The 25908-nt window shown below is 68.1% G+C and carries 25 protein-coding genes; 16 read left to right on the top strand and 9 right to left on the bottom strand.

Translation table 11 applies throughout. From position 1 onward, the window contains the following. The gene (pdxA, locus tag BMW51_RS00935; protein WP_093003752.1) at window positions 1–981 is read left to right on the top strand and encodes a 4-hydroxythreonine-4-phosphate dehydrogenase PdxA; all 981 of its coding nucleotides are present in this window, start codon (window positions 1–3) and stop codon (window positions 979–981) included. Continuing rightward, window positions 978–1805 carry a 16S rRNA (adenine(1518)-N(6)/adenine(1519)-N(6))-dimethyltransferase RsmA gene (gene rsmA, locus BMW51_RS00930; protein ID WP_177171469.1) on the top strand — a complete coding sequence of 276 codons (828 nt, stop codon included), beginning with the start codon at window positions 978–980 and terminating at the stop codon, window positions 1803–1805. Before pdxA ends, rsmA begins: the two co-directional genes overlap by 4 nt. A gap of 4 nt (window positions 1806–1809) precedes the next feature. On the opposite strand, the gene BMW51_RS00925 is transcribed toward rsmA, so the two are convergent. From BMW51_RS00925 to guaB, 3 genes are all read right to left on the bottom strand, one after another. Continuing rightward, window positions 1810–2322, bottom strand: coding sequence for a tetratricopeptide repeat protein (locus BMW51_RS00925; protein ID WP_093003748.1), 513 nt, complete (start codon window positions 2320–2322; stop codon window positions 1810–1812). A 33-nt stretch (window positions 2323–2355) separates the two neighbouring features. Continuing rightward, a complete protein-coding gene (locus BMW51_RS00920; RefSeq protein WP_093002461.1) occupies window positions 2356–3531 on the bottom strand; it encodes an RsmB/NOP family class I SAM-dependent RNA methyltransferase in 1176 nt (391 codons plus the stop codon). Window positions 3532–3664: 133 nt separating this feature from the next. Then, the gene (gene guaB, locus BMW51_RS00915; RefSeq protein ID WP_093002459.1) at window positions 3665–5122 is read right to left on the bottom strand and encodes an IMP dehydrogenase; all 1458 of its coding nucleotides are present in this window, start codon (window positions 5120–5122) and stop codon (window positions 3665–3667) included. Between the two features lie 121 nt (window positions 5123–5243). Here guaB and BMW51_RS00910 point away from each other — a divergent pair, with 121 nt between their 5' ends. Together BMW51_RS00910 and BMW51_RS00905 are read left to right on the top strand one after the other, a co-directional pair. Then, entirely contained in the window at window positions 5244–6242 is a 999-nt protein-coding gene (locus BMW51_RS00910) for an SPFH domain-containing protein (protein ID WP_093002457.1), read from the top strand. Continuing rightward, window positions 6239–6688, top strand: a complete 450-nt coding sequence (locus tag BMW51_RS00905; RefSeq protein ID WP_093002455.1) for an NfeD family protein — start codon at window positions 6239–6241, stop codon at window positions 6686–6688. Before BMW51_RS00910 ends, BMW51_RS00905 begins: the two co-directional genes overlap by 4 nt. Window positions 6689–6718: 30 nt before the next feature. Here the strand turns inward: BMW51_RS00905 and BMW51_RS00900 are convergent, their stop codons facing one another. The 3 genes from BMW51_RS00900 to BMW51_RS00890 are packed head-to-tail and all read right to left on the bottom strand — an operon-like array spanning window position 6719 to window position 11321. Further along, window positions 6719–8560, bottom strand: coding sequence for an acetyl/propionyl/methylcrotonyl-CoA carboxylase subunit alpha (locus tag BMW51_RS00900; RefSeq protein ID WP_093003746.1), 1842 nt, complete (start codon window positions 8558–8560; stop codon window positions 6719–6721). A 5-nt stretch (window positions 8561–8565) separates the two neighbouring features. After that, entirely contained in the window at window positions 8566–10167 is a 1602-nt protein-coding gene (locus BMW51_RS00895; protein ID WP_093002453.1) for a carboxyl transferase domain-containing protein, read from the bottom strand. After that, window positions 10164–11321 carry an isovaleryl-CoA dehydrogenase gene (locus BMW51_RS00890; RefSeq protein WP_177171517.1) on the bottom strand — a complete coding sequence of 386 codons (1158 nt, stop codon included), beginning with the start codon at window positions 11319–11321 and terminating at the stop codon, window positions 10164–10166. The genes BMW51_RS00895 and BMW51_RS00890 overlap by 4 nt, the downstream gene beginning before the upstream one ends. 94 nt (window positions 11322–11415) lie before the next feature. On the opposite strand from BMW51_RS00890, the gene BMW51_RS00885 reads away from it, so the two are divergent. Further along, window positions 11416–12282, top strand: coding sequence for a LysR family transcriptional regulator (locus BMW51_RS00885; protein WP_093002449.1), 867 nt, complete (start codon window positions 11416–11418; stop codon window positions 12280–12282). Here the strand turns inward: BMW51_RS00885 and BMW51_RS00880 are convergent. Then, entirely contained in the window at window positions 12267–13466 is a 1200-nt protein-coding gene (locus BMW51_RS00880) for a LysR family transcriptional regulator (RefSeq protein ID WP_093002447.1), read from the bottom strand. The genes BMW51_RS00885 and BMW51_RS00880 overlap by 16 nt on opposite strands. Before the next feature lie 113 nt (window positions 13467–13579). On the opposite strand from BMW51_RS00880, the gene BMW51_RS00875 reads away from it, so the two are divergent. Beyond that, window positions 13580–15421, top strand: a complete 1842-nt coding sequence (locus BMW51_RS00875) for a phosphoenolpyruvate carboxykinase (GTP) (RefSeq protein WP_093003744.1) — start codon at window positions 13580–13582, stop codon at window positions 15419–15421. Between the two features lie 122 nt (window positions 15422–15543). On the opposite strand, the gene BMW51_RS00870 is transcribed toward BMW51_RS00875, so the two are convergent. Then, entirely contained in the window at window positions 15544–16794 is a 1251-nt protein-coding gene (locus BMW51_RS00870; RefSeq protein WP_093002445.1) for a M24 family metallopeptidase, read from the bottom strand. 76 nt (window positions 16795–16870) lie between these two features. Here BMW51_RS00870 and BMW51_RS00865 point away from each other — a divergent pair, with 76 nt between their 5' ends. Then, entirely contained in the window at window positions 16871–18193 is a 1323-nt protein-coding gene (locus BMW51_RS00865) for a dicarboxylate/amino acid:cation symporter (RefSeq protein WP_093002443.1), read from the top strand. Between the two features lie 11 nt (window positions 18194–18204). Here BMW51_RS00865 and BMW51_RS00860 read toward each other — a convergent pair whose 3' ends face one another. Then, entirely contained in the window at window positions 18205–19713 is a 1509-nt protein-coding gene (locus BMW51_RS00860; protein ID WP_093002441.1) for a YifB family Mg chelatase-like AAA ATPase, read from the bottom strand. Window positions 19714–19872: 159 nt separating this feature from the next. Here BMW51_RS00860 and rpmH point away from each other — a divergent pair, with 159 nt between their 5' ends. The 9 genes from rpmH to msrB all read left to right on the top strand — a co-directional run bounded on the left by rpmH (window position 19873) and on the right by msrB (window position 25905). Next, window positions 19873–20007 carry a 50S ribosomal protein L34 gene (rpmH, locus tag BMW51_RS00855; protein ID WP_028056723.1) on the top strand — a complete coding sequence of 45 codons (135 nt, stop codon included), beginning with the start codon at window positions 19873–19875 and terminating at the stop codon, window positions 20005–20007. Between the two features lie 35 nt (window positions 20008–20042). Then, window positions 20043–20402, top strand: coding sequence for a ribonuclease P protein component (gene rnpA, locus BMW51_RS00850; RefSeq protein WP_093002438.1), 360 nt, complete (start codon window positions 20043–20045; stop codon window positions 20400–20402). Further along, entirely contained in the window at window positions 20399–20611 is a 213-nt protein-coding gene (gene yidD / locus BMW51_RS00845) for a membrane protein insertion efficiency factor YidD (RefSeq protein ID WP_093002436.1), read from the top strand. The genes rnpA and yidD overlap by 4 nt, the downstream gene beginning before the upstream one ends. Before the next feature lie 19 nt (window positions 20612–20630). Further along, on the top strand, window positions 20631–22334 hold the full coding sequence (yidC, locus tag BMW51_RS00840; protein WP_093002434.1) for a membrane protein insertase YidC: 1704 nt from the start codon (window positions 20631–20633) through the stop codon (window positions 22332–22334). Further along, window positions 22331–22999, top strand: coding sequence for a ribosome biogenesis GTP-binding protein YihA/YsxC (yihA, locus tag BMW51_RS00835; protein WP_177171468.1), 669 nt, complete (start codon window positions 22331–22333; stop codon window positions 22997–22999). Before yidC ends, yihA begins: the two co-directional genes overlap by 4 nt. A gap of 58 nt (window positions 23000–23057) precedes the next feature. Continuing rightward, window positions 23058–23720 carry a glutathione S-transferase family protein gene (locus BMW51_RS00830; protein WP_093002432.1) on the top strand — a complete coding sequence of 221 codons (663 nt, stop codon included), beginning with the start codon at window positions 23058–23060 and terminating at the stop codon, window positions 23718–23720. Next, a complete protein-coding gene (dapE, locus tag BMW51_RS00825) occupies window positions 23717–24850 on the top strand; it encodes a succinyl-diaminopimelate desuccinylase (protein ID WP_093002430.1) in 1134 nt (377 codons plus the stop codon). Before BMW51_RS00830 ends, dapE begins: the two co-directional genes overlap by 4 nt. Window positions 24851–25020: 170 nt before the next feature. Further along, window positions 25021–25422, top strand: coding sequence for a DUF1440 domain-containing protein (locus tag BMW51_RS00820; protein WP_245708221.1), 402 nt, complete (start codon window positions 25021–25023; stop codon window positions 25420–25422). A 36-nt stretch (window positions 25423–25458) separates the two neighbouring features. Next, window positions 25459–25905 carry a peptide-methionine (R)-S-oxide reductase MsrB gene (gene msrB, locus BMW51_RS00815; RefSeq protein WP_093002426.1) on the top strand — a complete coding sequence of 149 codons (447 nt, stop codon included), beginning with the start codon at window positions 25459–25461 and terminating at the stop codon, window positions 25903–25905. The last annotated feature ends 3 nt before the right edge of the window (window positions 25906–25908 follow it).

Genomic DNA, 25908 nt, shown 5'->3' with positions numbered 1-25908 from the left:
ATGGGCGATCCGGCCGGTGTCGGGCCGGAGACGATCGCCAAGGCTTGGGAAGCGCGCGGCACGCACGCGTTGCCGCCGTTCGTCGTCGTGGGCGACGCGCGCGCGATCGAGGCGGTGTGGCAGGGCCCGATCGCGCGGATCGACGACCTGCGCGACGCGAGACGCACGTTTGACGAGGCGCTGCCGGTGCTAAGCCTGCACGACGCGGGCGTGGTCGTGCCGGGTCAACCGAGTGCCGACGGCGCGCGGGCGGCGTTCCACGCGCTCGAAACCGCGACGGGACTGGCGCAATCAGGCGCGGCGCGCGCGCTTGTCACCGCGCCGGTCGGCAAGGCGCAGCTGTACCATGTCGGCTTTACCCATCCTGGGCAGACCGAGTTCGTCGCCGAGCGCTGCGGCGTTGCGCGCGAGAATGCAGTGATGATGCTCGCCGGCCCGGAATTGCGCGTCGTGCCGATCACCACGCACGTTCCCTTGGCTGCCGTTCCCGGGCTGCTCAGTTTCGAGCTGATCCTGGCGAAGGTGCGCGTGACCGCACGCGGCCTTGCCAAGAACTTCGGCATCGCGCGACCGCGGCTAGCCTTCGCCGGGCTCAACCCGCATGCCGGTGAGAGTGGCGCCTTGGGGCGTGAGGAGATCGAGGTGATCGAGCCCGCGATCGCGCAATTGCGCCACGAGGGCATCGACATCGACGGACCACTCGCCGCCGATACGATGTTCCACCCGCGTGCGCGCGTGCGTTACGATGCCGCGATCTGCTGCTACCACGACCAGGCGCTGGTGCCGCTCAAGACGCTGCATTTCGACGAGGGCGTCAACATCACGCTCGGACTGCCGATCGTCCGCACGTCGCCCGATCATGGTACCGCCTTCGGGATCGCGGGACAGAACAAGGCGCACCCGGGCGCGATGATCGCCGCGATCGCGGTGGCCGATGCTGCGGCGAGCAACCGTCAACGCTACGCCGCGGCGTGCAAGTGACCACGCCTGCGGTCGATCTGCCGCCGCTGCGCGAGGTGATCGCCCGCTTCGGATTAAATGCGTCCAAGGCACTCGGTCAGAACTTCCTGTTCGATGCGCAACTGCTCGGGCGGATCGCGCGCATTCCGGGTGACCTTGACGATCAGGAGGTACTGGAGGTCGGACCCGGACCCGGCGGGCTGACGCGTGCGCTGCTCGCAACCGGCGCACGGGTGACCGCGATCGAGCGCGACCGGCGCTGCATCCCTGCGCTGGCCGAACTGGAGACGGCATTTCCCGGCAAACTGCGCCTCATCGAGGGCGACGCGACCGAGGTCGACGCGCGGTCGCTGTTCGATGGCAAGCCGCACATCGTGTCCAACTTGCCCTACAACGTCGGTACCCCCTTGCTCGTCGGGTGGCTGTCGGCCGAGTGGGCGCCGTGGTGGCAGTCGCTGACGCTGATGTTCCAGCGCGAGGTCGCCGACCGGATCGTGGCGCCGGTGGCGAGCGACGCTTACGGCCGGCTAGCGGTGCTATCGCAGTGGCGGTCGGCGGCGAAGCTGGCGATGCCGGTGCATCGCTCCGCCTTTACGCCGCCGCCCAAGGTGATGTCGGCGGTCGTCCACATTACCCCGAGCGAGGAACCGGCCGGCGTCCGCCTCGACATGCTGGAACGCGTCACCGCGGCGGCGTTCGGGCAGCGGCGCAAGATGCTGCGGCAGAGCCTTCGCGGCGTCGCCGGCGCACTTGATGCGCTGGAGGCCGAAGGTATCGATCCGACGCGGCGGGCGGAAACCGTGTCGGTGGCCGAGTTCGTCGCAATCGCGCGACGGCTGAGCTAGGCGGTCAGTCCTTCGCGGTCGTTGTGTTGACGCCGACGGGCGCGCTCACCTGAGCGGTGGTGATCGGCGGACCCTTGGCGATGCGGGCGGCGAGTGCGGTCGCCTGCGGGCACTGACCCTTGCAGAGCGTGCGGACGCGCGCGAGATTCTGCTTGGCGCGCTCGACCGCGCCCTTCGCGACCATCGCCTCACCCTGCCCGCTGAGCGCGTCGACGTCGTTGGGCTCCAACATCAGCGCCTCGCGGTAGAGGCGGATCGCCTTGCCGGGCAGGCCGCGCGCCTCGGACACCTGCGCCAGCACGACGAACGCCTGACGGTTGCGCGGATCGACCGCGAGCGCGGTTTCGAGCAGGTCGGTCGCGCCGTCGAGATTGCCCGCGGCGCGTGCGCTCTCCCCCTGCTTCATCAGCGCGGTGCTGCGCGGGTCGATCTGATCGTCGGGACGCTGGCCATAGAGCGAGGTCGAGATGGAGGCCGCTGCCAGCCCGAGCGCGACGGCGACGGAAGTAAAACGCATGATCGGCTCCAGCTTCGGCACTGTTTCAACGAATTAGCACGGTGCCCGGAGGCGCGCGACAAAAAAGCCGTCGGTGTCGTCGTGCGCGGGCGTGAGCCGGAACCCGCGACCATGCGCTCGCCCGAACGGCAATGACAATGCCTCTGCCTGCCAGCCGGGATGCGCCGAGAGGAAGGCGTCCACCTGATCGCGTCCTTCCGCGTCGAGCAGCGAACAGACGATGTAGACGAGCGCGCCGCCCGGTTTGACCAGCGGAACCCCGAGCGCGAGCACGTGGCGCTGGGTCGCGACGAAGCGATCGATGCGTGCAGGCGTGAGCCGCCAGCGCGCCTCGGGATTGCGCCGCCACGTGCCGGTGCCCGAGCAGGGTGCGTCGATCAGCACGGTGTCCGCCTGCCCTGCGATCGAAGCGAGCGCATCGACCTCGCGTCCGGCGTCGAGCAGCAGCGGCTTGATGATCGTCGCGCCAGCCGCCGCCGCGCGCGGTTCGAGCCGCCGCAGCCGTGCGCGGTCGACATCGGATGCGACGATGCGACCTTGGTTCTCCATCGCAGCGGCGAGCGCGAGGCTCTTTCCGCCTGCCCCGGCGCATAGATCGATCACGGTCTGGCCGGCGCGCGCGTCGACGGCGAGCGTTACTGACTGGCTGCCAGCATCCTGTACCTCGACTCGTCCAGCAAACGGTGCGAGATCGGTGCCCGCGGTGAGCCGAAGCGCATCGGCGAGACCGGTGATCGGGGCGGCACCGGGCAACTCGGATGCGACCTCATTGGTTGTGGCGCGCAAGCGGTTAACGCGCACGTCGAGCGGCGCGCGGCCGGTCAACGCTACCTGCTCGGCATCGTCGAGCCCGGATGCGGAGAGACGTTCGCGAAGCCAGGCCGGAGCGATCCCCGGTGCGGCGGTCGGCTCACCAGCGTCGATCGGAGTCGGCGCGTGGGTCGAGCCGTCGAACGTGGCCGCGATCACCGGGTCGGTCTTGGCGAGTGCGACCATCGCGGCACGACCGGAGGCCGGGCGTTCGCCGAGCAGGCGGACCGCGGCGTAGACGAGTTCGCGCACCGCGCGGCGGTCCTTCGACCCGGCGTAGCGGCGCTGTGCGAAGTAACGCGTGATCAGCGTGTCGGCGGCAGCGCCGCCCTCAGCCGCCGCGACGATGATGGCGTCGAGCAGGTCGATTGCGGCCTGGGTCCGGGCGGCGGGAGTCATCGGGCAGCAACGGTCATCGGAAAGTCACTAAAGTCACAGCCCTACACATGTGCGCGCGGGCGTGCGCGCGAGGGGACAGGATAATCACGCCCGCCGCGGTGACAGAGTTTAGCTGCGTAGGACAGCCGCTGCCTTACCGTGTCGGGTAATTGGGTGCCTCGCGCGTGATCGTCACGTCGTGGACGTGGCTTTCTTTCAACCCGGCACCCGTGATGCGGACGAAGTTGGCACGCTGTTGCAGGTCGGGAATCGTGGCCGAGCCGGTATAGCCCATTGCCGCCTTGATGCCGCCGACGAGCTGGTGGATCACGTCGCGCGCCGGGCCCTTGTACGGCACCTGCCCCTCGATCCCCTCGGGAACGAGCTTGAGCTGATCGCGCACCTCACCCTGGAAATAGCGATCGGCCGAGCCGCGGCCCATCGCGCCGACGCTTCCCATGCCACGATAGGATTTGTACGCACGCCCTTGATAAAGGAAGGTTTCTCCCGGCGCCTCCTCGGTGCCGGCGAGCAGCGAGCCGACCATGCAGGTCGCCGCACCCGCCGCCAGCGCCTTGGCGAGATCGCCCGAAGTTCGCAGGCCGCCGTCGGCGATGACGGGCACGCCCAGCTTCTCGCCCGCTTCCGCGCAGTCCATCACCGCGGTCAGCTGCGGCACGCCGACGCCCGCGACGACGCGCGTGGTGCAGATCGAGCCGGGACCGATGCCGACCTTGATCCCGTCCGCGCCCGCCTCGATCAGCGCGCGCGTCGCCTCTGCGGTGGCGACGTTGCCGGCGATTACCTGAACCGAGTTGGACAGCTTCTTCACCCGTTCGACCGCGCGCGCGACGTCGCGGTTGTGGCCGTGCGCGGTGTCGATGACGACGAGGTCGCACTCGGCGTCGACCAGTGCCTCGGTCCGCGCAAAGCCCTTGTCACCGACCGTCGTCGCCGCCGCCACGCGCAGGCGACCCGCGGCATCCTTGGTCGCGTCCGGGTAGGTGACCGCTTTCTCGATGTCCTTGACCGTGATGAGGCCGACGCAGCGATAGGCGTCGTCGACGACCAGCAGCTTCTCGATCCGGCGCTGGTGGAGCAGGCGGCGCGCCTCCTCCTGACCTACCCCGGCCGATACGGTGGCGAGATTGTCGCGCGTCATCAGCTCGGCGACGGGCTGCTTAGGGTTCTCGGCGAAGCGCACGTCGCGGTTGGTCAGGATGCCGACGAGCTTTCCGTCGGACTCGACGACCGGAATGCCGCTGATCCGATTAGCGGCCATCAGTGCCTGCGCGTCGGCGAGCGTCGCCTGCGGCGTGATGGTGATCGGGTTGACGACCATCCCGCTCTCGAACCTTTTGACCGCGCGCACCGCGGCGACCTGTTCCTCGACCGTCAGGTTGCGGTGGAGCACGCCCATGCCGCCCAGCTGCGCCATGACGATCGCCATGTCGGCCTCGGTCACCGTGTCCATTGCCGACGACAGCACGGGAATGTTGAGCGAGATGTCGCGCGTCACGCGCGTGCGGGTATCGGCGTCGGTCGGCAGCACCTCGGATGCGCCCGGTACGAGCAGCACGTCGTCGAAGGTAAGTCCGAGGCGAATGTCCATGTGAGCGCCGAATCCCGTCGAGTGGAGGAGTGGCGGGCCATGTAACCGCGTTCGCCCGGTTTCGCTAGGTCCGCGCTGGGCATGGCGCTATGATCGGGCGACACACGGTTGGGGGTTGGAAATGCTGACGACGATTGCCGCGCTGTTGCTCGTGCTCGTGCTGTTCTACCTGATGAGCAGCATCAAGATCGTGCGCCAGGGTTACCAGTACACGATCGAGCATTTCGGCCGCTACACCACCACCGCCTCGCCCGGGTTCAACTTCTATCCCGCCTTCTTCTACCGGGTCGGCCGCAAGGTGAACATGATGGAACAGGTGATCGACATTCCGGGTCAGGAGATCATCACCAAGGACAATGCGATCGTCTCGACCGACGGCGTCGTGTTCTTTCAGGTGCTCGACGCGCCCAAGGCGGCGTACGAGGTGTCCGACCTGTACGTCGCGCTGCTGCAGCTGACCACCACCAACCTGCGTACCGTCATGGGTTCGATGGACTTGGACGAGACGCTGTCGAAGCGCGACGAGATCAATGCGCGGCTGCTGTCCGTCGTCGATCATGCGACGGTGCCCTGGGGCGTCAAGATTACCCGCGTCGAGATCAAGGATATCCGGCCGCCCGCCGACATCGTTTCCGCGATGGGACGCCAGATGAAGGCCGAGCGTGAGAAGCGCGCCAACATCCTGGAGGCCGAAGGTAGCCGCGCGTCGGAGATCCTGCGCGCCGAGGGGCAGAAGCAGGCGCGCATTTTGGAAGCCGAGGGACGGCGCGAGTCGGCGTACCGCGATGCGGAAGCGCGCGAACGTGCGGCCGAGGCGGAGGCGCGCGCGACACAGGTCGTGTCGGAAGCGATCGAGAGCGGCGGCACGCAGTCGCTCAACTATTTCATCGCGCAGAAATACGTCGAGGCGGTCGGCAAGTTTGCGACCAGCCCCAATGCCAAGACGATCCTGTTCCCGGTCGAGGCGACGCAGCTGATCGGTACGCTGGGCGGCATCGGCGAGCTGGCGCGCGACGCCCTCTCGCCGCAGAACCCGACGGGCGCGAAGAAGGACAAGCCGGCGCGTGACGCGACCGCCAGCGTGCCCCGGATCGGTGGGGGCGCGGCTGATCAGGAATGAACATCGGTGATTTCGGTGGCGCGGGCGCGTGGCTGATCGCGGCGCTGCTGCTCGGCATCGCCGAACTGGCGATCCCCGGCGTGTTCCTCGTCTTCGTCGCGGTGGCGGCGGCGATCGTCGGAGTGGCGCTGCTGGCGCTCCCCGACCTGCCGATTGCCGCGCAGATCGGTGCCTTCGCGGCGTGGAGCGTGGTCACCGTGCTGATCGGGCGACGCTGGTACCGCGACTATCCGGTTGAGGGTGACGCCGCGCGGTTGAACGATCCGGCCGCGCGACTGGTCGGCGCCGTGGTGACGGTCGAGCGCGCGATCGAGCATGGGTCCGGTCGCGTGACGCTGGGCGACGGCACGTGGCCGGCGCGCGGGCCGGAGCTGGCGGTGGGAACTCGGGCGCGGGTGGTCGCGGTCGACGCGGGCGTGCTGGTGGTGGAGCCGCTCGACGAGTGACCGGCACTCGAATGCGGCTTGATCGCCCGTCTAGTCGGCTGCCTCGATCCGCGCGAGCAGTGCACCCTCGGTCACCTGCCCGCCTGCCTCGGCATTGAGTTCGGCGACGATACCGTCGAACGGTGCGACGAGGCTGTGTTCCATCTTCATCGCCTCTAACGTCAGCAGCTTCTGCCCCTTCGTCACGCTCGCGCCGGCATCAACCTCGACCGCGATGACGCGGCCGGGCATCGGCGACAGGATCGCGCCGTCGCCCGCACCGCCCGCCGCCGCGCCGCTCGCGCGGAAGGGGGCGAGCGCCCAGGTCTGGCCACCCTCGCTGATGAGGACGCTGGTGGTGACAGCTTCCTCGGCATCCTCCGCATCGGTGAAGTCGATGTCGATCGCCTGACCGTCGAGAAGGAAGCGCGCGGCGCGGCGCGGGGCCGCGTTCAGGCGGAAGCCGGCGAGCGGCGCGGGGCCGGCGAGCTCCGCCGCGGCGGCGGTGAGGGCCTCCTCACTCGGGTAGGCGGGCGGCATCAAGCCAGCGCCCTCGCGCGCGATCAGCCCGGTGTCGACGCGCCCGGCAGCGAAATCGGGGTGGTCGAGCGCCTCGACCAGAAAGCCCGCGTTTGAGCGGACCGGCCACACAACCGCCTCGTCGAGTGCGTCGGCGAGTTGCTCGCGCGCGTCCTCGCGCGTCTCGCCATGCGCGATCAACTTGGCGATCATCGGATCGTAGAAGGGCGAGATGACGCTGCCCTGCTCGACACCGGTATCGACGCGTACGTCTTCGCCGAGGTCGAACGCCTCCAGCGTACCGATCGAGGGCAGAAAGCCTTTCGCCGGGTCCTCGGCGTAGAGCCGCGCCTCGATCGCGTGGCCGGTAATCGTCAGGTCCGCTTGCGTGCATGGCAGCGGCTCGCCGCTCGCGACGCGGAGCTGCCACTCGACCAGATCCTGCCCGGTGATCGCCTCGGTCACCGGATGCTCGACCTGCAGCCGCGTGTTCATTTCCATGAACCAGATGCGGTCGGCGCGAAGGCCTTCGGACGCGTCGGCGATGAACTCGATCGTGCCGGCGCCGACGTAATCGACCGCCTGCGCCGCCTTGACCGCCGCGGCACAGACGGCCGCGCGGGTGGCGTCGTCCATGCCGGGGGCGGGCGCTTCCTCGATCACCTTTTGGTGGCGGCGCTGGAGCGAGCAGTCGCGCTCGAACAGGTGGACGACCTGGCCGTGGCGGTCGCCGAATACCTGCACCTCGATGTGGCGGGGGCTTTGGATGTACTTTTCGATCAGCACGCGAACGTCGCCGAACGAGGACGCGGCCTCGCGCTGGCACGATTGCAGCGCGTCGGCGAAGGCGGCGGCGTCGTCCACCTGCCGCATCCCCTTGCCGCCGCCGCCCGCGACCGCCTTGATGAGCACGGGATAGCCGATCGCGTCCGCCTCGGCGCGCAGCCGCTCGGGCGACTGGTCGGCGCCGAGGTAGCCGGGGGTGACGGGCACGCCAGCCGCGATCATCCGCTCCTTGGCGGCGTCCTTCAGTCCCATCGCGCGAATGCTGTGGGGGTTCGGGCCGACCCAGACCAGCCCGGCGTCGAGCACGCTCTGCGCGAAATCGGCATTCTCGCTTAGGAAGCCATAGCCCGGGTGGATCGCCTCGGCCCCGCTCTCATGCGCGGCGTCGATGATGCGGTCGCCGACGAGGTAGCTCTCGCGCGCGGGCGACGGGCCGATGTGCACCGCCTCGTCCGCCATCCGCACGTGGAGCGCATCGGCGTCGGCGTCGGAATAGACCGCGACCGTGCGGATGCCGAGCGCACGCGCGGTGCGGATGATGCGGCAGGCGATCTCGCCGCGATTGGCGATAAGGAGCGATTGGATCATCTGGGTCACATCCGGAACACGCCGAAGCGGGGGGCCTGCTCGACGGGCGCGTTGAGGCAGGCGGTTAGTGCGAGGCCGAGCACGTCGCGGGTCTGCGCGGGGTCGATCACGCCGTCGTCCCACAGCCGCGCGGTAGCGTAATAGGGGTTGCCCTCGTCCTCGTACTTCTGCCGGACGGGCGCCTTGAACGCCTCCGCCTGTTCGGGCGTCCAGCTGTCGGCGTCGCGGTGGACGGTCGCGAGCACGCTTGCCGCCTGCTCGCCACCCATCACGCTGATGCGGCTGTTGGGCCAGCTGAACAGGAAACGGGGCGAGTAGGCGCGACCGCACATGCCGTAGTTCCCAGCACCGAAGCTGCCGCCGATCAGGATCGTGATCTTGGGCACGCTGGCGGTCGCGACCGCGGTGACGAGCTTCGCGCCGTGCTTGGCGATGCCTTCCGCCTCGTAGCGGCCGCCGACCATGAAGCCGGAAATGTTCTGGAGGAAGAGCAGCGGCACGCGGCGCTGGCAGGCGAGCTCGATGAAGTGCGCGCCCTTCTGCGCCGACTCGCTGAACAAGACGCCGTTGTTGGCGAGGATCGCGACCGGCATTCCGTGCACGTGCGCGAAGCCGCAGACGAGGCTGGTGCCGTAGAGCGCCTTGAACTCGTGAAACTCGCTGCCGTCAACCAGCCGCGCGATCACCTCGTGCACGTCATAGGGTGCGCGCACGTCCTGCGGCACGATGCCGTACAGGTCGTCGGCGGGGAACATCGGCTCGCGCGCGTCGGCGAGGTTGATCGTCGGTGCGGGCGGTGGGGGCAGCGTCGACACGATGTCGCGCACGATCGTGAGCGCGTGATCGTCGTTCTCGGCCACGTGATCGACGACGCCCGAGCGGCGACCGTGCGTTTCCGCACCACCCAGTTCCTCTGCCGAGATCACCTCACCCGTCGCCGCCTTCACGAGCGGCGGCCCGGCGAGGAAGATCGTGCCCTGGTTTCGCACGATTACGGTTTCGTCGCTCATCGCGGGCACGTAGGCACCGCCCGCGGTGCAGCTGCCCATCACGCAGGCGATTTGCGGGATCTGCAACGCCGACATGTTCGCCTGGTTGAAGAAGATGCGGCCGAAATGCTCGCGATCGGGGAACACCTCGGCCTGATGCGGCAGGTTAGCGCCGCCCGAGTCGACCAGATAGATGCAGGGCAGCCTATTCTCCTGCGCGATCTCCTGCGCGCGAAGGTGCTTCTTGACGGTCAGCGGATAGTAAGTGCCGCCCTTCACGGTGGCGTCGTTGCACACGATCATGACCTGCCGGCCCGACACGGTGCCGATGCCGCAGATCAGCCCGGCGCCCGGCACCTGATCATCGTAGAGGCCGTTCGCGGCGAGTTGTCCGATCTCGAGGAACGCGGTGCCGGGATCGAGCAAGCGCTCGACGCGGTCGCGGGGCAGCAGCTTGCCACGCGACGTGTGGCGATCGCGCGCGCGCTGGTCTCCGCCGAGCGCCGCATCGGCGACGCGGTCGCGCAGTTCTTCGGCGAGCGCACGGTTGTGCGCCTGATTAGCCTGGAACGTCGCGTCGTCCGACGACAGCTTGGTGTCGAGCCGAGAAGCGCTCATTGCGCGACCGGCGGGTTGTGGCCGATCAGCTCGCGACCGATCAGCATGCGGCGGATCTCGTTGGTGCCAGCGCCGATGTCGAGCAGCTTGGCATCGCGCAGGAAACGCTCGACCGGCCAGTCCTTGGTATAGCCCGCACCACCCAACGCCTGCACCGCCTCTCCCGCGACCTTGAACGCGCTCTCGCTGGCGAGCAGGATCGCGCCTGCCGCGTCGAAGCGCGTCGTTTTGCCCGCATCGCACGCCTGCGCGACCGCGTACACATAGGCGCGCGCGGAATTGAGCGCGACGTACATGTCGGCGATCTTGGCCTGCATCAGCTGGAACGCGCCGATCGGCTGGCCGAACTGCTGCCGCTCGCGCACGTACGGCAGCACGACGTCAAGGCACGCCTGCATGACGCCGAGCTGGATGCCCGCGAGCACGGTGCGCTCGTAATCGAGCCCGCTCATCAGCACGCCAACGCCGCCGTTTACGGGACCCATCACGTTCTCGTCAGGCACCTCGCAGTCGGTGAATACCAGTTCGGCGGTAGGCGAGCCGCGCATTCCCATCTTGTCGATTTTCTGCCCGATCGCGAAACCGGCCATGTCCTTCTCGATCAGGAAGGTGGTGATGCCGCGCGACCCCTCACCCGTTTTGGCGTAGACGACGAGCGTGTCGGCGTAGGGCGCGTTGGTGATCCAGAATTTGGTGCCGTTCAGCACGTAGCCGCCCTGCACCTTCTCCGCGCGAAGCTTCATCGACACGACGTCGGAGCCGGCATTCGCCTCCGACATCGCGAGGCTGCCGACATGCTCGCCGCTGATCAGCTTGGGCAGGTATTTCGCCTTCTGCTCTGCGCTCGCCCAGCGACGGATCTGGTTGACGCACAAATTCGAGTGCGCACCGTAGCTCAGACCGATCGAGGCGGACGCGCGCGCGACCTCTTCCTGCGCGACGACATGCTCGAGATAGCCGAGCCCGAGTCCACCGTCCTCTTCCGCAACGGTGATGCCGTGCAGGCCGAGCTCGCCCATCGCGGGCCACAGCTCGTCGCGCGGAAACCAGTCGTCGGCGTCGATCTTCGCGGCCAGAGGCGCGATCTTGTCGGTCGCGAACCGCCGCGTGGTGTCGCGGATCATCTCGGCATTGTCGCCGAGCGCGAAGTCCATTTCTGCCACAGGCCTCTCCTTTGCGCGCGGTGTACCAGCCGACGGCGCCTCGCGCAAAATTGAAGTTTCGGGCAGCACATCATAGAGACCGTCTATGATCGACCGCTATCACCTGCGCTACTTTCTGGCGGTAATCGACCGTGGCAATTTCTCGCGCGCCGCGGAGGCCTGCAACGTATCACAGCCGACTTTGTCGGTCGGGATCGCCAAGCTGGAGAAGACGCTGGGAAAGTCGCTGTTCCGGCGCAGCAATCGCCGGGTCGAGGTGACGCAGGCGGGAACGCTGCTGGCCGAGCAGGCGCGGCGGATTGAGGCGGGGTTCCTCGCCGCCGAACGCGCGGTCGGCGACACGGCGACGGCGGAGACGATCCGGTTGGGCGTGCTCGGCTCGATTGCGCCTGGCTGGATCGAGCGGCTGCTCGGCGCGCACCGGCAGGCGGGCGGCGAGCGGCTGGAGGTGTACGAAGGTCGCGAGCGGGAGTTGGCCGACCGACTGGTGAGCGGTCGCATCGATCTCGCGCTGACGATCGTGCGCGCGGGCAGCGGCCCGCACGACGTGATCGCCGAGGAAGGCTATGCGATGGCGCTTCCCACCTTCCATCCGCTCGCCGAGCGCGCGAGCGTCGCGGCGGAGGAGCTGGCGAGCGAGGCGATGATCGTACGCCGGCATTGCGAGGCCCTCGCGGATACCAGCCGCCATTTCACCGCGCGCGGGGTGCGGCCGTTCTTCGCCGCGCGCACCGCGAACGACGAGCGCGCGCTGCGTTACGTGCGCGAAGGGTTGGGCGTGACGCTGGTGCCGGAGAGTTTCGCCCGCGATGGCGTGGCTTGTCCACGGCTCGACGGGTTCGATCTGACGCGCGCATTGGGTCTGGTCTACGCGCCGCATCGCGATGCCGCGGCGCTGCGCGGGAGCGCGCTGGTTCGCGCCGTTGAGGCGCTGGGTCAGACGCCCGGCTGAGTGCGCCCGACGGTTGCGTGGTGACGCAGCACCGCCATGAACTGCTCCTGGAGTGCGGTCGGGTACCAGTCGCGCCGCGTGATCGCGCCGATCGTGCGCATCGTGTCGGGAACGCACGACTGGATCGTCACGAGCGAACCCGACTCGATCTCGGCGCTGACCTGATCGGGGGATAGAAGCGTCAGGAAGTCGCTGCGGACCAGGACGCCGCGGATCAGCGCGACCGAGCCGCACTGGATCGGCGCGTCGGGGCGCGGCTTGTCGGCTTGGTCGAACATCTGCTGCCAGCGGTCGAGCAGCCCGGAGGCGCGGCGCGCGACGATCCAGGGGTAGGCGGCGAGATCCTCGAACCCGGCCTCTCCGGTCGCCAGCGGATGTTCGGCGCGGCCGATGATCGTCAGGCGATCGGTGAACAACGGCTCTTGGAGCAGCTCGCGCCCGGGATGATCGCGCAGCGCGCCGATCAGCATGTCGATCCGGCCCGAGCGCAGTAGCTCGACCAGTTCGAGATACGATCCCTCGACCACGTCGACCCGCGCCGCCGGGTGGTCGCGCAGCAGATCGGCGAGCGTCGCCGGTAGCAGCAGCGAGCGCGACAGCGCCATCGCGCCGATCGCGAGCCGTCCGCCCTTCCCGCTCGATTCCTCCAGCGCGGTGGTCAGTTCGGCGTGCGCAAGGTTAAACCCTTGCGCCAGCGTCGTGCCCGCGCGCGTCAGCCCGACGCCGCGCCCGCGCCGCTCGACCAAGGCAGTGCCGCTTAACTGCTCCAGGTCGCGCACCGCACGGTGGAGCGCGGGCACCGAGACGCCGGCGCTCTCCGCCGCGCGCATGAAGCTGCCCGCTTCGGCGAGATTGATGAGGCCGCGGACGTGCGCGGTGGTCAGGTAATTGTGCGGGTCGCCCTTCTGCGGCGTTGCGCTCGATCGGCGGAACGCGCGCGAGATGCGGGTGAGTGCGTGATCGACGCGGCGGACGATGCGCCGTCCCGCCGCGGTCGGCGACACGCCCGACGCGGTGCGATCGAACAGGGCGACGCCGAATGTCGCCTCGAGCTTGGCGAGCGCCTGACTGAGCGCGGGCTGCGACACGCCCGATGCCCTCGCGGCGTGGCTGAGACTACCGGCCTCGGCGATGGCGACCAGCAGGCGCAGGTGACGCAGGTTGAGGTCGTGCGCGGCTGTCATCGCTGTCCTTTAACGCAGACTTATACCATTCCGCTATTCAGATTTGAACACCGTCGCACTCCGGCTTTAACGTTGCACAATATTGCCCATGTATGGGCGGAGAGGATCAAACCATGCTGATGCAACCCGCCGTCGCGACGACGAGCACCTCCGGCACCCCGCCGACCAGCCACCGCGCGCTGATCGACTGGGTTGAGCAGGTCGCCGCGCACACGCAGCCCGACGCGATCCAATGGTGCGACGGATCGCAGGCCGAATGGGACGCGCTCTCTGAGCAGCTGGTGCAGGCCAGTACGCTGGTGCGGCTCAACCCTGAACTACGCCCCGACAGCTTCTACGCGCGCTCCGACCCACGCGATGTCGCGCGTGTCGAGAGCCGGACCTTCATCTGTTCGGACGCGGAGGCGGACGCCGGTCCGACCAACAACTGGGTCGAGCCGGGCGAAATGCGCGGCAAGCTCGACGGATTGTTTGCCGGCTCGATGCGGGGTCGCACCATGTACGTCGTGCCCTACTGCATGGGGCCGATCGGATCGGACAAGAGCGCGATCGGCGTGGAGCTGACCGACAGCGCCTATGTCGTCCTTTCAATGCGCATTATGACCCGTATGGGCACGCCCGCGCTGGAGATGCTGGGCGACGACGGCTTCTTCGTACGCTGCGTTCACACCGTGGGCATGCCGCTGGCCGAGGGGCAGGATGATGTCGCCTGGCCGTGCAACGAGGAGAAGTGGATCGTTCACTTCCCCGAGACGCGTGAAATCTGGTCCTACGGTTCGGGCTATGGCGGGAACGCGCTGCTCGGTAAGAAGTGCTTCGCGCTCCGGATCGCCAGCGTCATGGCACGCGATGAGGGTTGGCTGGCCGAGCACATGCTGATCCTCAAGCTGACCAACCCGGCGGGCAAGGCGCACTATGTCGCCGCCGCCTTCCCCAGCGCGTGCGGCAAGACCAATCTCGCGATGCTCGAGCCGACGGTGCCGGGGTGGCGCGCCGAGACGGTCGGCGACGATATCGCCTGGATGCGCTTCGGCAAGGACGGGCGGCTCTACGCGATCAACCCCGAAGCCGGTTTCTTCGGCGTCGCGCCGGGAACGGGTCCGGCGACCAACAAGAACGCGATCGACACGCTGTCGGGCACGTGCATCTTCACCAACACCGCGCTGACGGCCGACGGTGACGTGTGGTGGGAGGGGCTTTCCGAGACGCCGCCCGAGGGGCTGACCGACTGGACCGGCGAGCCGTACGATCCCGCGAGCGGCAAGCCCGCCGCGCACCCCAATGCGCGCTTCACCGCTCCCGCCGCGCAATGCCCGTCGATTGCGGACGAGTGGCAGTCGCCCGAAGGCGTCCCGATCAGCGCGTTCCTGTTCGGCGGTCGCCGCGCTAGCGCGGTGCCCCTGGCGGTCGAGGCCTTCGACTGGGAGCACGGCGTCTATATGGCCGCGAACATCGCGTCGGAGGGCACTGCTGCGGCCGAGGGCAAGGTCGGGGCGCTGCGCCGCGATCCCTTCGCGATGCTGCCGTTCTGCGGCTACAACATGGGAGACTATTTCAGCCACTGGGTGAAGATCGGCGCCAAGGCCCAGTCGGACGCAGCGGTGCTGCCGCGCATCTTCATGGTCAACTGGTTCCGCAAGGACGAGAACGGCAAGTTCGTCTGGCCGGGCTTCGGTGAGAATTCGCGCGTGCTGAAGTGGATCGTCGACCGGATCGAGGGCGAGGCGGACGCAGTCGAGACCCCGATCGGCTATCTGCCGACCGCCGAGGCGCTCGATGTCGACGCGCTCGGCTTGTCCACTGGCGCGGTCGGGACGTTGCTGTCGGTCGACGCGGCCACGTGGACCGAGGAAGCGGCGCGCAATCGCACCTTCCTGGAAGAGTTCGGCGCGCCGATCCCGCCCGCGCTGATGCGGCAGCAGCAGGCGCTCGAGAAGCGGTTGGCGAGCGCCTGACGCTCTGCGAGGCCGCCTTCTCGTTCGACTGATGTGGCGTTTGTGCGGAACTTCCCTGCACAGACGCCACACGCTCTATATCGAACGGCCGGTGCGTGCCGGCTGTCTGCCCGCCGGGCGCGTCAGACCGGCCGATCGATCGACACCGGCGGCTCGCTGAACCACTTCGGCCCCGTCGCCGTCATGTGGAAACAATCCTCCAGCCGCACGCCGAACTTGCCCGGCAGGTAGAGGCCAGGCTCGTCCGAGAAGCACATGCCCCGAGCGAGCGGTGTCGCCTCCCCGCGGACGAGGTTGACCGGCTCGTGCCCCTCCGTGCCGATACCGTGCCCGGTGCGGTGCGACAATCCGGGCAAACGGTAGCCGGGACCGTAGCCGATCGACTCGTAGTAGCGTCGCACGGCATTGTCGACGCTGCCCGCGGGCGCGCCGAGCTTTGCCGCGGCGAAGGCCACTCGCTGCCCGCGTGCGACCTGATCCCAGACGCGGCGAACCTCGGCGCTCGGGCTTCCGATGACGAAGGTGCGCGACACGTCGGATTGGTAGCCTTGCACCGTACAGCCGCAGTCCATCAGCACCACGTCACCCGCCGCGATGCGGCGGGGTGCGGTGCCGCCGTGCGGAAGCGCCGCATCGGGGCCGACCAAGGCCATCGAGAATTCCGGGTCTCCGCCCAGCTGTCGCGTCGCCGCACTCATCAGCGCGCCCACGTCGCGGCCGGTCATGCCAGGCTCGACGCGCGGGTGAAGCCAGCGATAGGCGGCGACCGTGACGTCGGTGGCCGCCTGCATCAGCGCGATCTCGGCAGCCGACTTGACCATGCGGCACCCGCGCACGACCGGATCGGCGCTGACCAGCCGAATACCCGGCAGGGCCGCACGCAGGTTGTCGGTGGCGAAGAAGCGCACGTTTGCCTCGACGCCGATCGGGCGCGCAGTGAGCCGCCGGTCGCGCAGGAAGCCGGCGACGACCTTGAGCGGGTCCTCGTCCTCGTTCCACGTGCGCACCTCGGCGGGCAACGCCAGGCTGAGGCGGACCGACGGTTCCTCGAAGAAGGGGGTGACGATGCACGGCTCGCCCTCGACCGGCAGGATCGCGCAGGTGAGCCGTTCGGACAGGTGCCAGCGCACGCCGGTGAAGTAGATCATCGACTCGCCCGGCTCGATCAGCACCGCCGCCGTGCCGTTCGCGCGCATCAGCGCCTGCGCGCGCGACAACCGTCGCGCACGCTCCGCCGCGTCGATCGGGCGCGTGTTGCCGGTCATATCGCGCAGCCCTGCGAGGTCAGGCTCGGCCGCGCGCAGCACCGAGGACGCAAGTGGCATGATCGCTGCGGCGGCGAGGACGTTGCGGCGCGTGAAGGAGGTCGGCATAGGCGGCGAACGATAGGGTGCTTGACGCAAGCGCCGCAATCCCCTTCCCTTTTCACGCACGTGCGGGAGCAATGATTTGGCCAAGCGGCTGACCTTGTACATCATGATTGGGCTGGTCGCGGGGCTGATCGTCGGGCTGGGGCTGAACACCTGGCTGGACGATGGCACCCCGACATCGGCGGCGCGGCTGACCGAGCTCGCGGGCTATTTCTCGATCCTGACCTCGCTGTTCCTGCGGCTGATCAAGATGATCATCGCCCCGCTCGTCTTCGCGACCTTGGTGTCGGGAATCGCGCAGATGGGCGATACCAAGGCGCTGGGCCGGATCGGTGGGCGCGCGCTCGGCTGGTTCATCTGCGCGAGCCTCGTCTCGCTCGGGCTCGGGCTGATCCTCGTCAACCTGTTCCAGCCCGGCGTGAACATCAACCTGACGCTGCCCGCTGCGACCGCCGCGTCGGGGGTCGAGACGGCCGGGTTCAACCTCAAGGACTTCATCACCCACATCGTCCCCGCCTCGATGGTCGACGCGATGGCGAAGAACGAGATCCTGCAGATCGTCGTGATGTCGGTGTTCGTCGGCGTCGGCATCACCGCTGTCGGCGAGAAGGCCGCGCCGCTGGTGCGCGGCATCGACGCGCTGGTCCACGTCATGCTGCAGGTGACCGATTACGTCATGCGGCTGGCACCGATCGCGGTCTTCGCGGCGGTGGCGGGCACGCTGACCGAGCGTGGTCCGTCTGTCATCGGGCAGCTCGCCTATTTTATGGGCAGCTTCTACCTGACGCTGCTGACGCTTTGGGCGGTGCTGCTCGGTGTCGGCACGCTCTTTATCGGGCGGCGCATTTTCGACCTGATCCGGCACGTGCGCGAGCCGCTGCTGGTCGCCTTCTCGACCGCGTCGTCGGAGGCGGCCTATCCGCGGATGCTGGAGGCGCTCGATCGCTTCGGCGTACCGCCGCGCATCGCCAGTTTCGTGCTGCCGCTCGGTTACTCGTTCAACCTCGACGGGTCGATGATCTACATGGGGTTCGCGTCGCTGTTCGTCGCGCAGGCGTACGGGATCGACCTGTCGATCGGGCAGCAGATCACGATGCTGCTCGTCCTGATGGTGACCAGCAAGGGGATCGCGGGCGTGCCGCGCGCCAGTCTGGTGGTGATCGCCGCAACCATGCCGATGTTCGACATTCCCGAGGCGGGTCTGCTGCTGATCCTCGCGGTCGACCACTTCCTCGACATGGGGCGTACCGCCACCAACGTCATCGGCAATGCGGTGGCGAGCGCGGTGGTCGCGAAATGGGAGGGCGGCTTCGACCCGCCCGAGCCAGTCGCAATCGAGGCGCCGCGCGCGCCGAGTGGGCACGGTCCGGCCGATCCGGTCACCTCGTTTCGCGACATCTAATTGCCCGACATCTAATTGCGGGGCGGCTGGCGGCGGTAGCTTAGCGCCTCGGCGACGTGGATGCGGCCGATCGTTTCCGCACCGGCTAGGTCGGCGATCGTGCGCGCGACGCGAAGGACTCGCGTGTAGCTGCGCGCGCTGAGCCGTAGCTGCGCCGATGCCTGCGCGAGCAGCTGGCGACCGGCTTCATCGGGCGTTGCGAAGCGATCGAGCGCGTCACCGTCGAGCTCGGCGTTGGTGCGCGTTCCGGTTCCCGCCAGTCGGCTGAGCTGGATCTCTCGTGCGGTCGCCACGCGCGCGGCGATCTCTGCGGAGCCCTCGCGTGGTGGCGGGAGCGACAGGTCGGCAGCGCTGACCGCCTGAACCTCGACGTGCAGGTCGATGCGGTCGAGCAGCGGGCCGGACACCTTGGCCTGGTAATCCGCCGCGCATTTCGGTGCGCGCGCGCAGGCGAGGCTCGCGTCGCCCAGATGCCCGCAACGGCACGGGTTCATCGCCGCGATCAGCTGCACGCGCGCCGGATAGGTGACATGCGCGTTGGCGCGCGCGACGCTGACGGTGCCGGTCTCCAGCGGTTGCCGCAGCGAGTCGAGCACCGCGCGCTGAAACTCGGGCAGCTCGTCGAGGAACAGGACGCCCATGTGCGCGAGGCTGACCTCGCCAGGCTTGACGCGCAGGCCTCCGCCGGTCAGCGCCGCCATCGAGGCGGAGTGATGCGGTTGGCGGAACGGGCGCACGCGGGTGAGCTGGCCGCCCGTCAGCGTGCCCGCGACCGACTGCACCATGCTGACCTCCAGCGCCTCAGCCGCGTCGAGCGGCGGCAGGATGCCGGGCAGGCAGGCGGCCATCAGCGACTTGCCCGCACCCGGCGGTCCGACCATCAGCAGATTGTGTGCGCCCGCCGCGGCGATCTCCAGCGCGCGCTTGGCGGTTTCCTGCCCCTTCACCTGCCGCAGGTCGGGGCCGGTCCGCGCGTCAATCACCTCGCCGGGTCGCGGGCTGGAGAGCAGCTGTTCGCCTTTCAGATGGTTGAGCAGGCCGAGCAGGTCGGGCGCGGCAACCACCTCCACCCCGGCGCTCCACGCCGCCTCTGGCCCTTGCGCGGCGGGGCAGATCAGGCCTCTGCCGATCTCGGCCGCGTGGATCGCGGCGAGCAGGACGCCGGGTGACGGGGCCAGGCGACCATCGAGGCCAAGCTCACCGACGATGACGTAATCGGCCAGCGCCTCCGCATCGACCACCCCCATCGCGGCGAGCAACCCGAGCGCGATCGGCAGATCGAAGTGCGAGCCTTCCTTGGGCAGATCGGCGGGCGACAGATTGACCGCGATCCGCTTCGGCGGCAGCGCCAGTCCCATGCTGGCGATCGCACCGCGCACGCGCTCGCGGCTTTCCCCCACCGCCTTGTCGGCGAGTCCGACGAGATTGAACGCAGGGAGTCCGGCGATCAACTGCACCTGCACCTCGACCGCGCGCGCCTCCAGCCCCAGATACGCCACGGTGGATACGATCGCGACCATGTGCCTGCCCCCTGGGCGCCGTCATAGCGCGGTTGCAGGCGGTGCGAAGCCGACAAGACTTACCGTAACGTTGACTTCGCCGGCAGCCTTCCGTAAGCGGCGCAGCGTTGGGGCTGCCCGTGTGGTGGCCCCTTGATATTTGTATTCGGGACATGAACGATGAAGCGGACCTTTCAGCCGAGCAACCTGGTGCGTGCACGCCGTCACGGCTTCCGCGCGCGGATGGCGACGGTCGGTGGCCGTGCGGTGATCCGGGCGCGTCGCGCGCGCGGCCGCAAGAAGCTGTCGGCGTAAGCGATAGAAGCACCCCGCGCGTGACGCCGGGGCGCATGACGAAGCGGCCGGAGTATCTGGCCGCGAACGCCGGGCGTCGGGCTCCGACGCCCGGCTTCGTTTTGTTGGTAAAGGATCGCCGCGACGGTGATCCGGCGATGCGGATCGGCATAACCGTGACCAAGAAGGTCGGCAATGCGGTGGTCCGCAACCGGATCAAGCGGCGGTTCCGCGCGCTTGCCCGCGACGTGCTGCCCGAGGCCGGGCGCGCCGGCGCCGACCACGTGCTGATCGGTCGCGACGACGCGCTGGTGCGCGACTATGCCGCGCTCAGGCACGATCTGGTCCGTGCACTGGAGCGCGCGGCGAAGGCGCCGGAGGGCGACACTCGCCCGCGGCCGCGCAAGCGGAAATGATTGCGCGCGTGCTGATCCTGATCGCGCGCGCGTGGCAATTGGGACCGAGCGTGGTCTTGCCGCCGACGTGCCGGTATCAGCCGTCGTGTTCGGCCTATGCAATAGAGGCGCTGCGCCGCTATGGGGCGGTAAAGGGCGGATGGCTGTCGATCAAGCGGATCGGACGATGCCATCCTTGGGGCGGACACGGACCCGATCCGGTTCCGTGAAGACGAGTTGGGGCGCCAGGTGAACAACGACAACAAGAACTTCATCGTGTTCGCGGTGATCGCGGCGCTGATCCTGTTCGGCTGGCCGCTGGCGCAGAGCCGGTTCTTCCCGACTGCCAACCCGCCCGTCACCAAGATCGTCGACGGCAAGTCGAAGCCGCTGCCGCAACCCGGTGCCGACCCGACCGCCGACTCGCCCGCCGCGATGCGCGATCGCCGCGCCGTGCTGGCCGAGAGCCCGCGCGTGCGCATCCAGACGCCGCGGCTGCAGGGCTCGATCAACCTGCGCGGCGCGCGGATCGATGATCTGGTGCTGACCGACTACAAGGAAACGGTTGCCAAGAATTCGGCGCCGATCCGCCTGCTGTCGCCCGCAGGCGCGCCCGAGGCCTATTTCGCGCAGTTCGGCTGGCGCGACGGCGGGTTGAAGCCGCCGGCGCCCGACGCGGTATGGACCGCGTCGTCGAACGTTCTCTCGCCCGGCCGTCCCGTGACGCTGACCGCGACGAACGCGAGCGGCCAGCGCTTCCGCATCGATCTGTCGATCGACAACGACTACCTGTTCACCATCCGTCAGACCGTCGCCAACGCCGGGCAGACTGCAGTGCCGGTGGCGAGCTACGCGCTGGTCAACCGCGCCGGCGTGTCGAAGGACCCGGACAGCTGGACGATCCACACCGGTCCGATGGCGGTGTACGACAATGCCGCGCACTATGGCCCCAACTTCAAGGACGTCGACGAAGGTCCGCAGCGCTTCGACTCGAAGGGCGGCTGGCTCGGCTTCACCGACAAATACTGGCTGACAGCGCTGATCCCCGATCAGGCGCGCAGCTTCGACGGGCAGTTCCGCGCTGGGGCGAACAAGACCTATCAGGGTGACTTCACCGGCGCGGCGCAACTGCTCCAACCCGGGCAGCAGACCAGCCAGACCACCCGCTTCTTCGCCGGCGCGAAGGAGGTCAAGCTGCTCGACCAGTACACCGACAACGGCACCGCGACGAAGCTCGACTATGCGCTCGACTGGGGCTGGTTCCGCATCGTCGAGAAGCCGATCTTCTACTACCTCGACTTCCTGTTCCACCTGGTCGGCAACTTCGGCCTCGCCATCATCCTTCTGACGCTGACGATCCGCCTGCTCGTCTTCCCGATCGCGCAGAAGCAGTTCAAGAGCATGGCGGCGACCCGCGCGATTCAGCCGAAGATGAAGGCGATCCAGGAGCGCTACAAGGACGACAAGCAGCGCCAGCAGCAGGAGATCATGGCGCTGTACAAGTCGGAAGGGGTCAACCCACTGGCCGGCTGCCTGCCGACGCTGATCCAGATCCCGATCTTCTACGCGCTGTACAAGGTGCTGCTGCTGACGATCGAAATGCGTCACCAGGGGTTCGTGCTGTGGATCAAGGATCTGTCCGCGCCCGATCCGCTGACGCCGGTCAATCTGTTCGGGCTGCTGGCGTTCACGCCCCCGCACGTCATCGCGATCGGCGTGGTACCGATCCTGCTCGGCATCTCCATGTTCTTCCAGTTCCGCCTCAACCCGGCACCGATGGACGACGCGCAGAAGCAGGTGTTCGCGATCATGCCGTGGGTGCTGATGTTCGTGATGGCGCCGTTCGCGGTAGGCTTGCAGGTCTACTGGATCACGACCAACTGCATATCGATCATGCAGCAGAAGTGGCTCTACAGCCGCCATCCGCAGCTCAAGCAGGCGGCCGCGAAGTGAGTGACGATCCCTCGAAGATCGGGGGCGATGCGTTCGACGAGGAGCAGATCGAGGCGGCGCGCAAGTTGTTCGCCGGCCGGGTCGAGTTCCTGAAATCGGCTCCAGCGCTCAGCTTCCTGCCCGATCCGGTGGTGCCTGAGGTTGCGTTCGCGGGACGATCGAACGTCGGCAAGTCGTCGCTGCTGAACGCGCTGACGGGTCGCAAGTCGCTCGCGCGCACCTCGGTGACGCCGGGGCGGACGCAGGAGTTGAACTTCTTTGATGTCGGAGAGCCCCTGCGCTTCCGGCTGGTCGATATGCCCGGCTACGGCTTCGCCAAGGCGCCGAAGGACATGGTCAAGAAGTGGCGCTTCCTAGTCAACGACTTCCTGCGCGGACGGCAGGCGTTGAAGCGCGCGCTGGTGCTGATCGACAGCCGCCACGGCATCAAGGACGTCGACCGCGAAATCCTTGAAATGCTCGACCGTGCCGCGGTCAGCTACCGCCTCGTCCTGACCAAGGCCGACAAGGTCAAGGCCACCGACCTCGCCGATGTGACCTCGGCAACGGCGGCGGAGGCGCGCAAGCATGCCGCGGCGCACCCCGACATCATCCAGACGTCGAGCGAGGGTGGCCTCGGTATCGCCGAGCTGCGCGCCGCGGTGCTGGAGGCGGTCAACAGCTGACGCAGCGGCGCAAGCGGGTGCTTGTCGTTCCCTGCCCCCGCCCGTAACGCGTTCGCCCATGAAGCTCATCATCGGCAACAAAGCCTATTCGTCGTGGTCGCTGCGCGGTTGGCTCGCGTGCAAGCAATCGGGGCTGCCATTCGAGGAAGTCGTGGTTCCACTCTACGACGAGGAATGGGACAAGCGGCGCGAGGGTGACGAATTCGCACCATCGTCGGGCAAGGTGCCGATCCTGTGGGACGGCGATGCGGTCGTTTGGGACAGCCTCGCCATCGTCGAGTATCTTTCCGACAAGGTCGGGCGCGCGCGATTCTGGCCCGAGGATGAGGCCGCGCGCGCGATGGCGCGGTCGATGGCGGCGGAGATGCACTCCAGCTTCGCGGCGCTGCGCCGCAAGCACAGCATGAACATTCGCCAGATCTTCCCGTCGAAGCGGCCCGACGATGACGTGATCGCGGATCTGTCGCGGATCATGGAAATGTGGGCACAGGCGCGCGCGCGCTTCGGTAGCGGCGGCGACTTCCTGTTCGGCGAGTTCGGCGCCGCTGACATCATGTTCGCGCCCGTATGCACGCGGATCGTCACCTACTCGCTGCCTGCGCCGCGGTTCGCAGCGGCTTATATCTCGGCCGTCTTGTCGCATCCGTTCATGCAGGACTGGATCGCCGGCGCGCAGGCCGAGGACTGGGTGCTCGAACAGTTCGAGCAGCCCGCCGCGTGAGCCAGACCGACGTCGTCGCACTCACCCGCTTGCTGCTCGACGCGGAAAGCGTGACGCCCGCGCGTGGGGCGGTGTTCGATGCGCTGGAGGCGGCGCTGCTGCCGCTTGGGTTCGCAATCGATCGCTTCGTCGTCGGTGAGGCACCCGATGGACCAGTCGAGAACCTGCTTGCAACGCGTGGATCGGGCGCGCCGCACCTCGCCTTCGCCGGTCACGTCGACGTGGTCCCGGCGGGTGACGGCTGGACCAGCCCCGCCTTCGAGAGCGAGCAGCGCGATGGGTTGCTGTACGGGCGCGGCGCGGTCGACATGAAGGGGGCGATCGCGGCCTTCGTCGCTGCGCTGGCGTCGCAGCCGCACAAGGGGCAAGTCTCGCTCATTATTACCGGCGACGAGGAAGGTCCCGCGACCTACGGGACCGTGGCGCTGATCGAGCGGATGCGCGCGCGCGGGGTCGCGCCCGACCTGTGCGTCGTCGGCGAACCCACCTCGGCCAGGCAGCTGGGCGACACGATCAAGATCGGCCGACGCGGCTCGGTCAACATCTGGATCGAAGTGCCCGGCCGGCAGGGCCACGTCGCCTATCCCCATCTCGCCGACAATCCGATCCCGAAGCTGATCGCCGCGCTGGCCGAACTCGACGCGCTCGTGCTTGACCAGGGCGATGCCTGGTTCCAGCCTTCGAATTTGGAGGTGACCGACCTTACTGTCGGCAATCCGGCAACCAACGTGATCCCCGCAGCGGCCAAGGCACGGATCAGCATCCGCTTCAACGACCTGCATCGCGGCACCGACCTGGCTGATCGGCTCAGCGCGATAATTCACCGCCATGCGCCGGAGGCGAAGGTAACCGCGCGCGTGTCGGGCGAGGCGTTCCTGACCGAGCCGGGCGCGCTCTCCGCGATGCTGTCGGCCGCAATCCTGGAGGAGACGGGGCTGACCCCCGACCTGTCGACGACGGGCGGGACCTCGGACGCGCGCTTTCTTCGCGCGCTGTGTCCCGTGGTCGAGTTCGGGTTGCTCAACGCGACGATGCACCAGCGCGACGAGGCGGTCGCCGTCGAGGACCTTCATACGCTGTCCCGCATCTACGCCAATCTGCTGCGACGCGTCGCCACGCCGGTCGTATAGCGCAACCGCACACGCGCCCATCCGTTGTTCTTGCTCAACATAGGTTAGGCAAAACGATGCGGACAGACGAGCGCGGTGAGAGCACCAAGATTAAGGTGATACGCGGCGCAGTCGCCGGCTGCGTTGCGGGGGCGGTCGCTTCGTTCGCTATGGACAGGTTTCAGGCTGCCGTGTCCGCGCTCAGCGCCTCCGACGATGATGACGACGCGTCCGAACCCGCGACCGAGAAGGCTGCCGATGCGGTGGCAAAGTCGCTCATCGGGGACGAGCTTCCGCGGGCGACAAAGCCGCTCGCCGGACAGTCGATCCACTACGCGCTCGGTGTCGGTCTCGGTGCGATCTACGGGATCGCCGCCGAGTTTCGCCCGTCGTTGACCGCGGGCCAAGGCGCCGGCTTCGGCGTCGCGACCGCGACGCTGCTCGATGAAGCGGCAGTGCCGGCCGTGGGGCTTGGCACCGCGCCGTGGCATACCGATCTATCGACCAACCTCTATTCCTACGCGTCGCACCTGGTGTTCGGCGTGACGAGCGAGCTGGTGCGGCGACAGGTTGCGGGCACGCTTCGCGCGTGAACACGTTGTCGGCACGAGAGGTCACAAGGAGCGATCATGACCGAATATACCAAGACCGATGACGCCATCGCGCGGCTGACCCCCGAGCAGTTCTACGTGACGCAGCAGAGCGGCACTGAGCGGCCGGGCACGGGCGAATATCTGTACAACAAGAAGCCGGGTATCTACGTCGACATCGTTTCGGGCGAGCCGCTGTTCGCATCGGCCGACAAGTACGAGTCGCATTGCGGCTGGCCGAGCTTCACCAAGCCGATCGAGCCCGCGCGCGTCAACGAACTGTCCGACCGCACGCACGGCATGGTGCGCACCGAGGTACGCTCGGCTGGTGGTGACAGCCATCTGGGTCACGTGTTCGATGATGGCCCGCGCGACCGGGGTGGCCTGCGTTACTGCATCAACTCGGCCGCGCTGCGCTTCGTGCCCAAGGAGCAGATGGAGTCGGAAGGATACGGCGCCTATCTCGACCAGGTCGAGGACGCCTGATCC

It is taken from the genome of Sphingomonas palmae (genome assembly GCF_900109565.1).
Classification (GTDB): Bacteria; Pseudomonadota; Alphaproteobacteria; order Sphingomonadales; family Sphingomonadaceae; genus Sphingomonas; species Sphingomonas palmae.
Note: the sequence above shows the minus strand (reverse complement) of the source record. Positions and strands in the feature narration are given on the sequence as shown.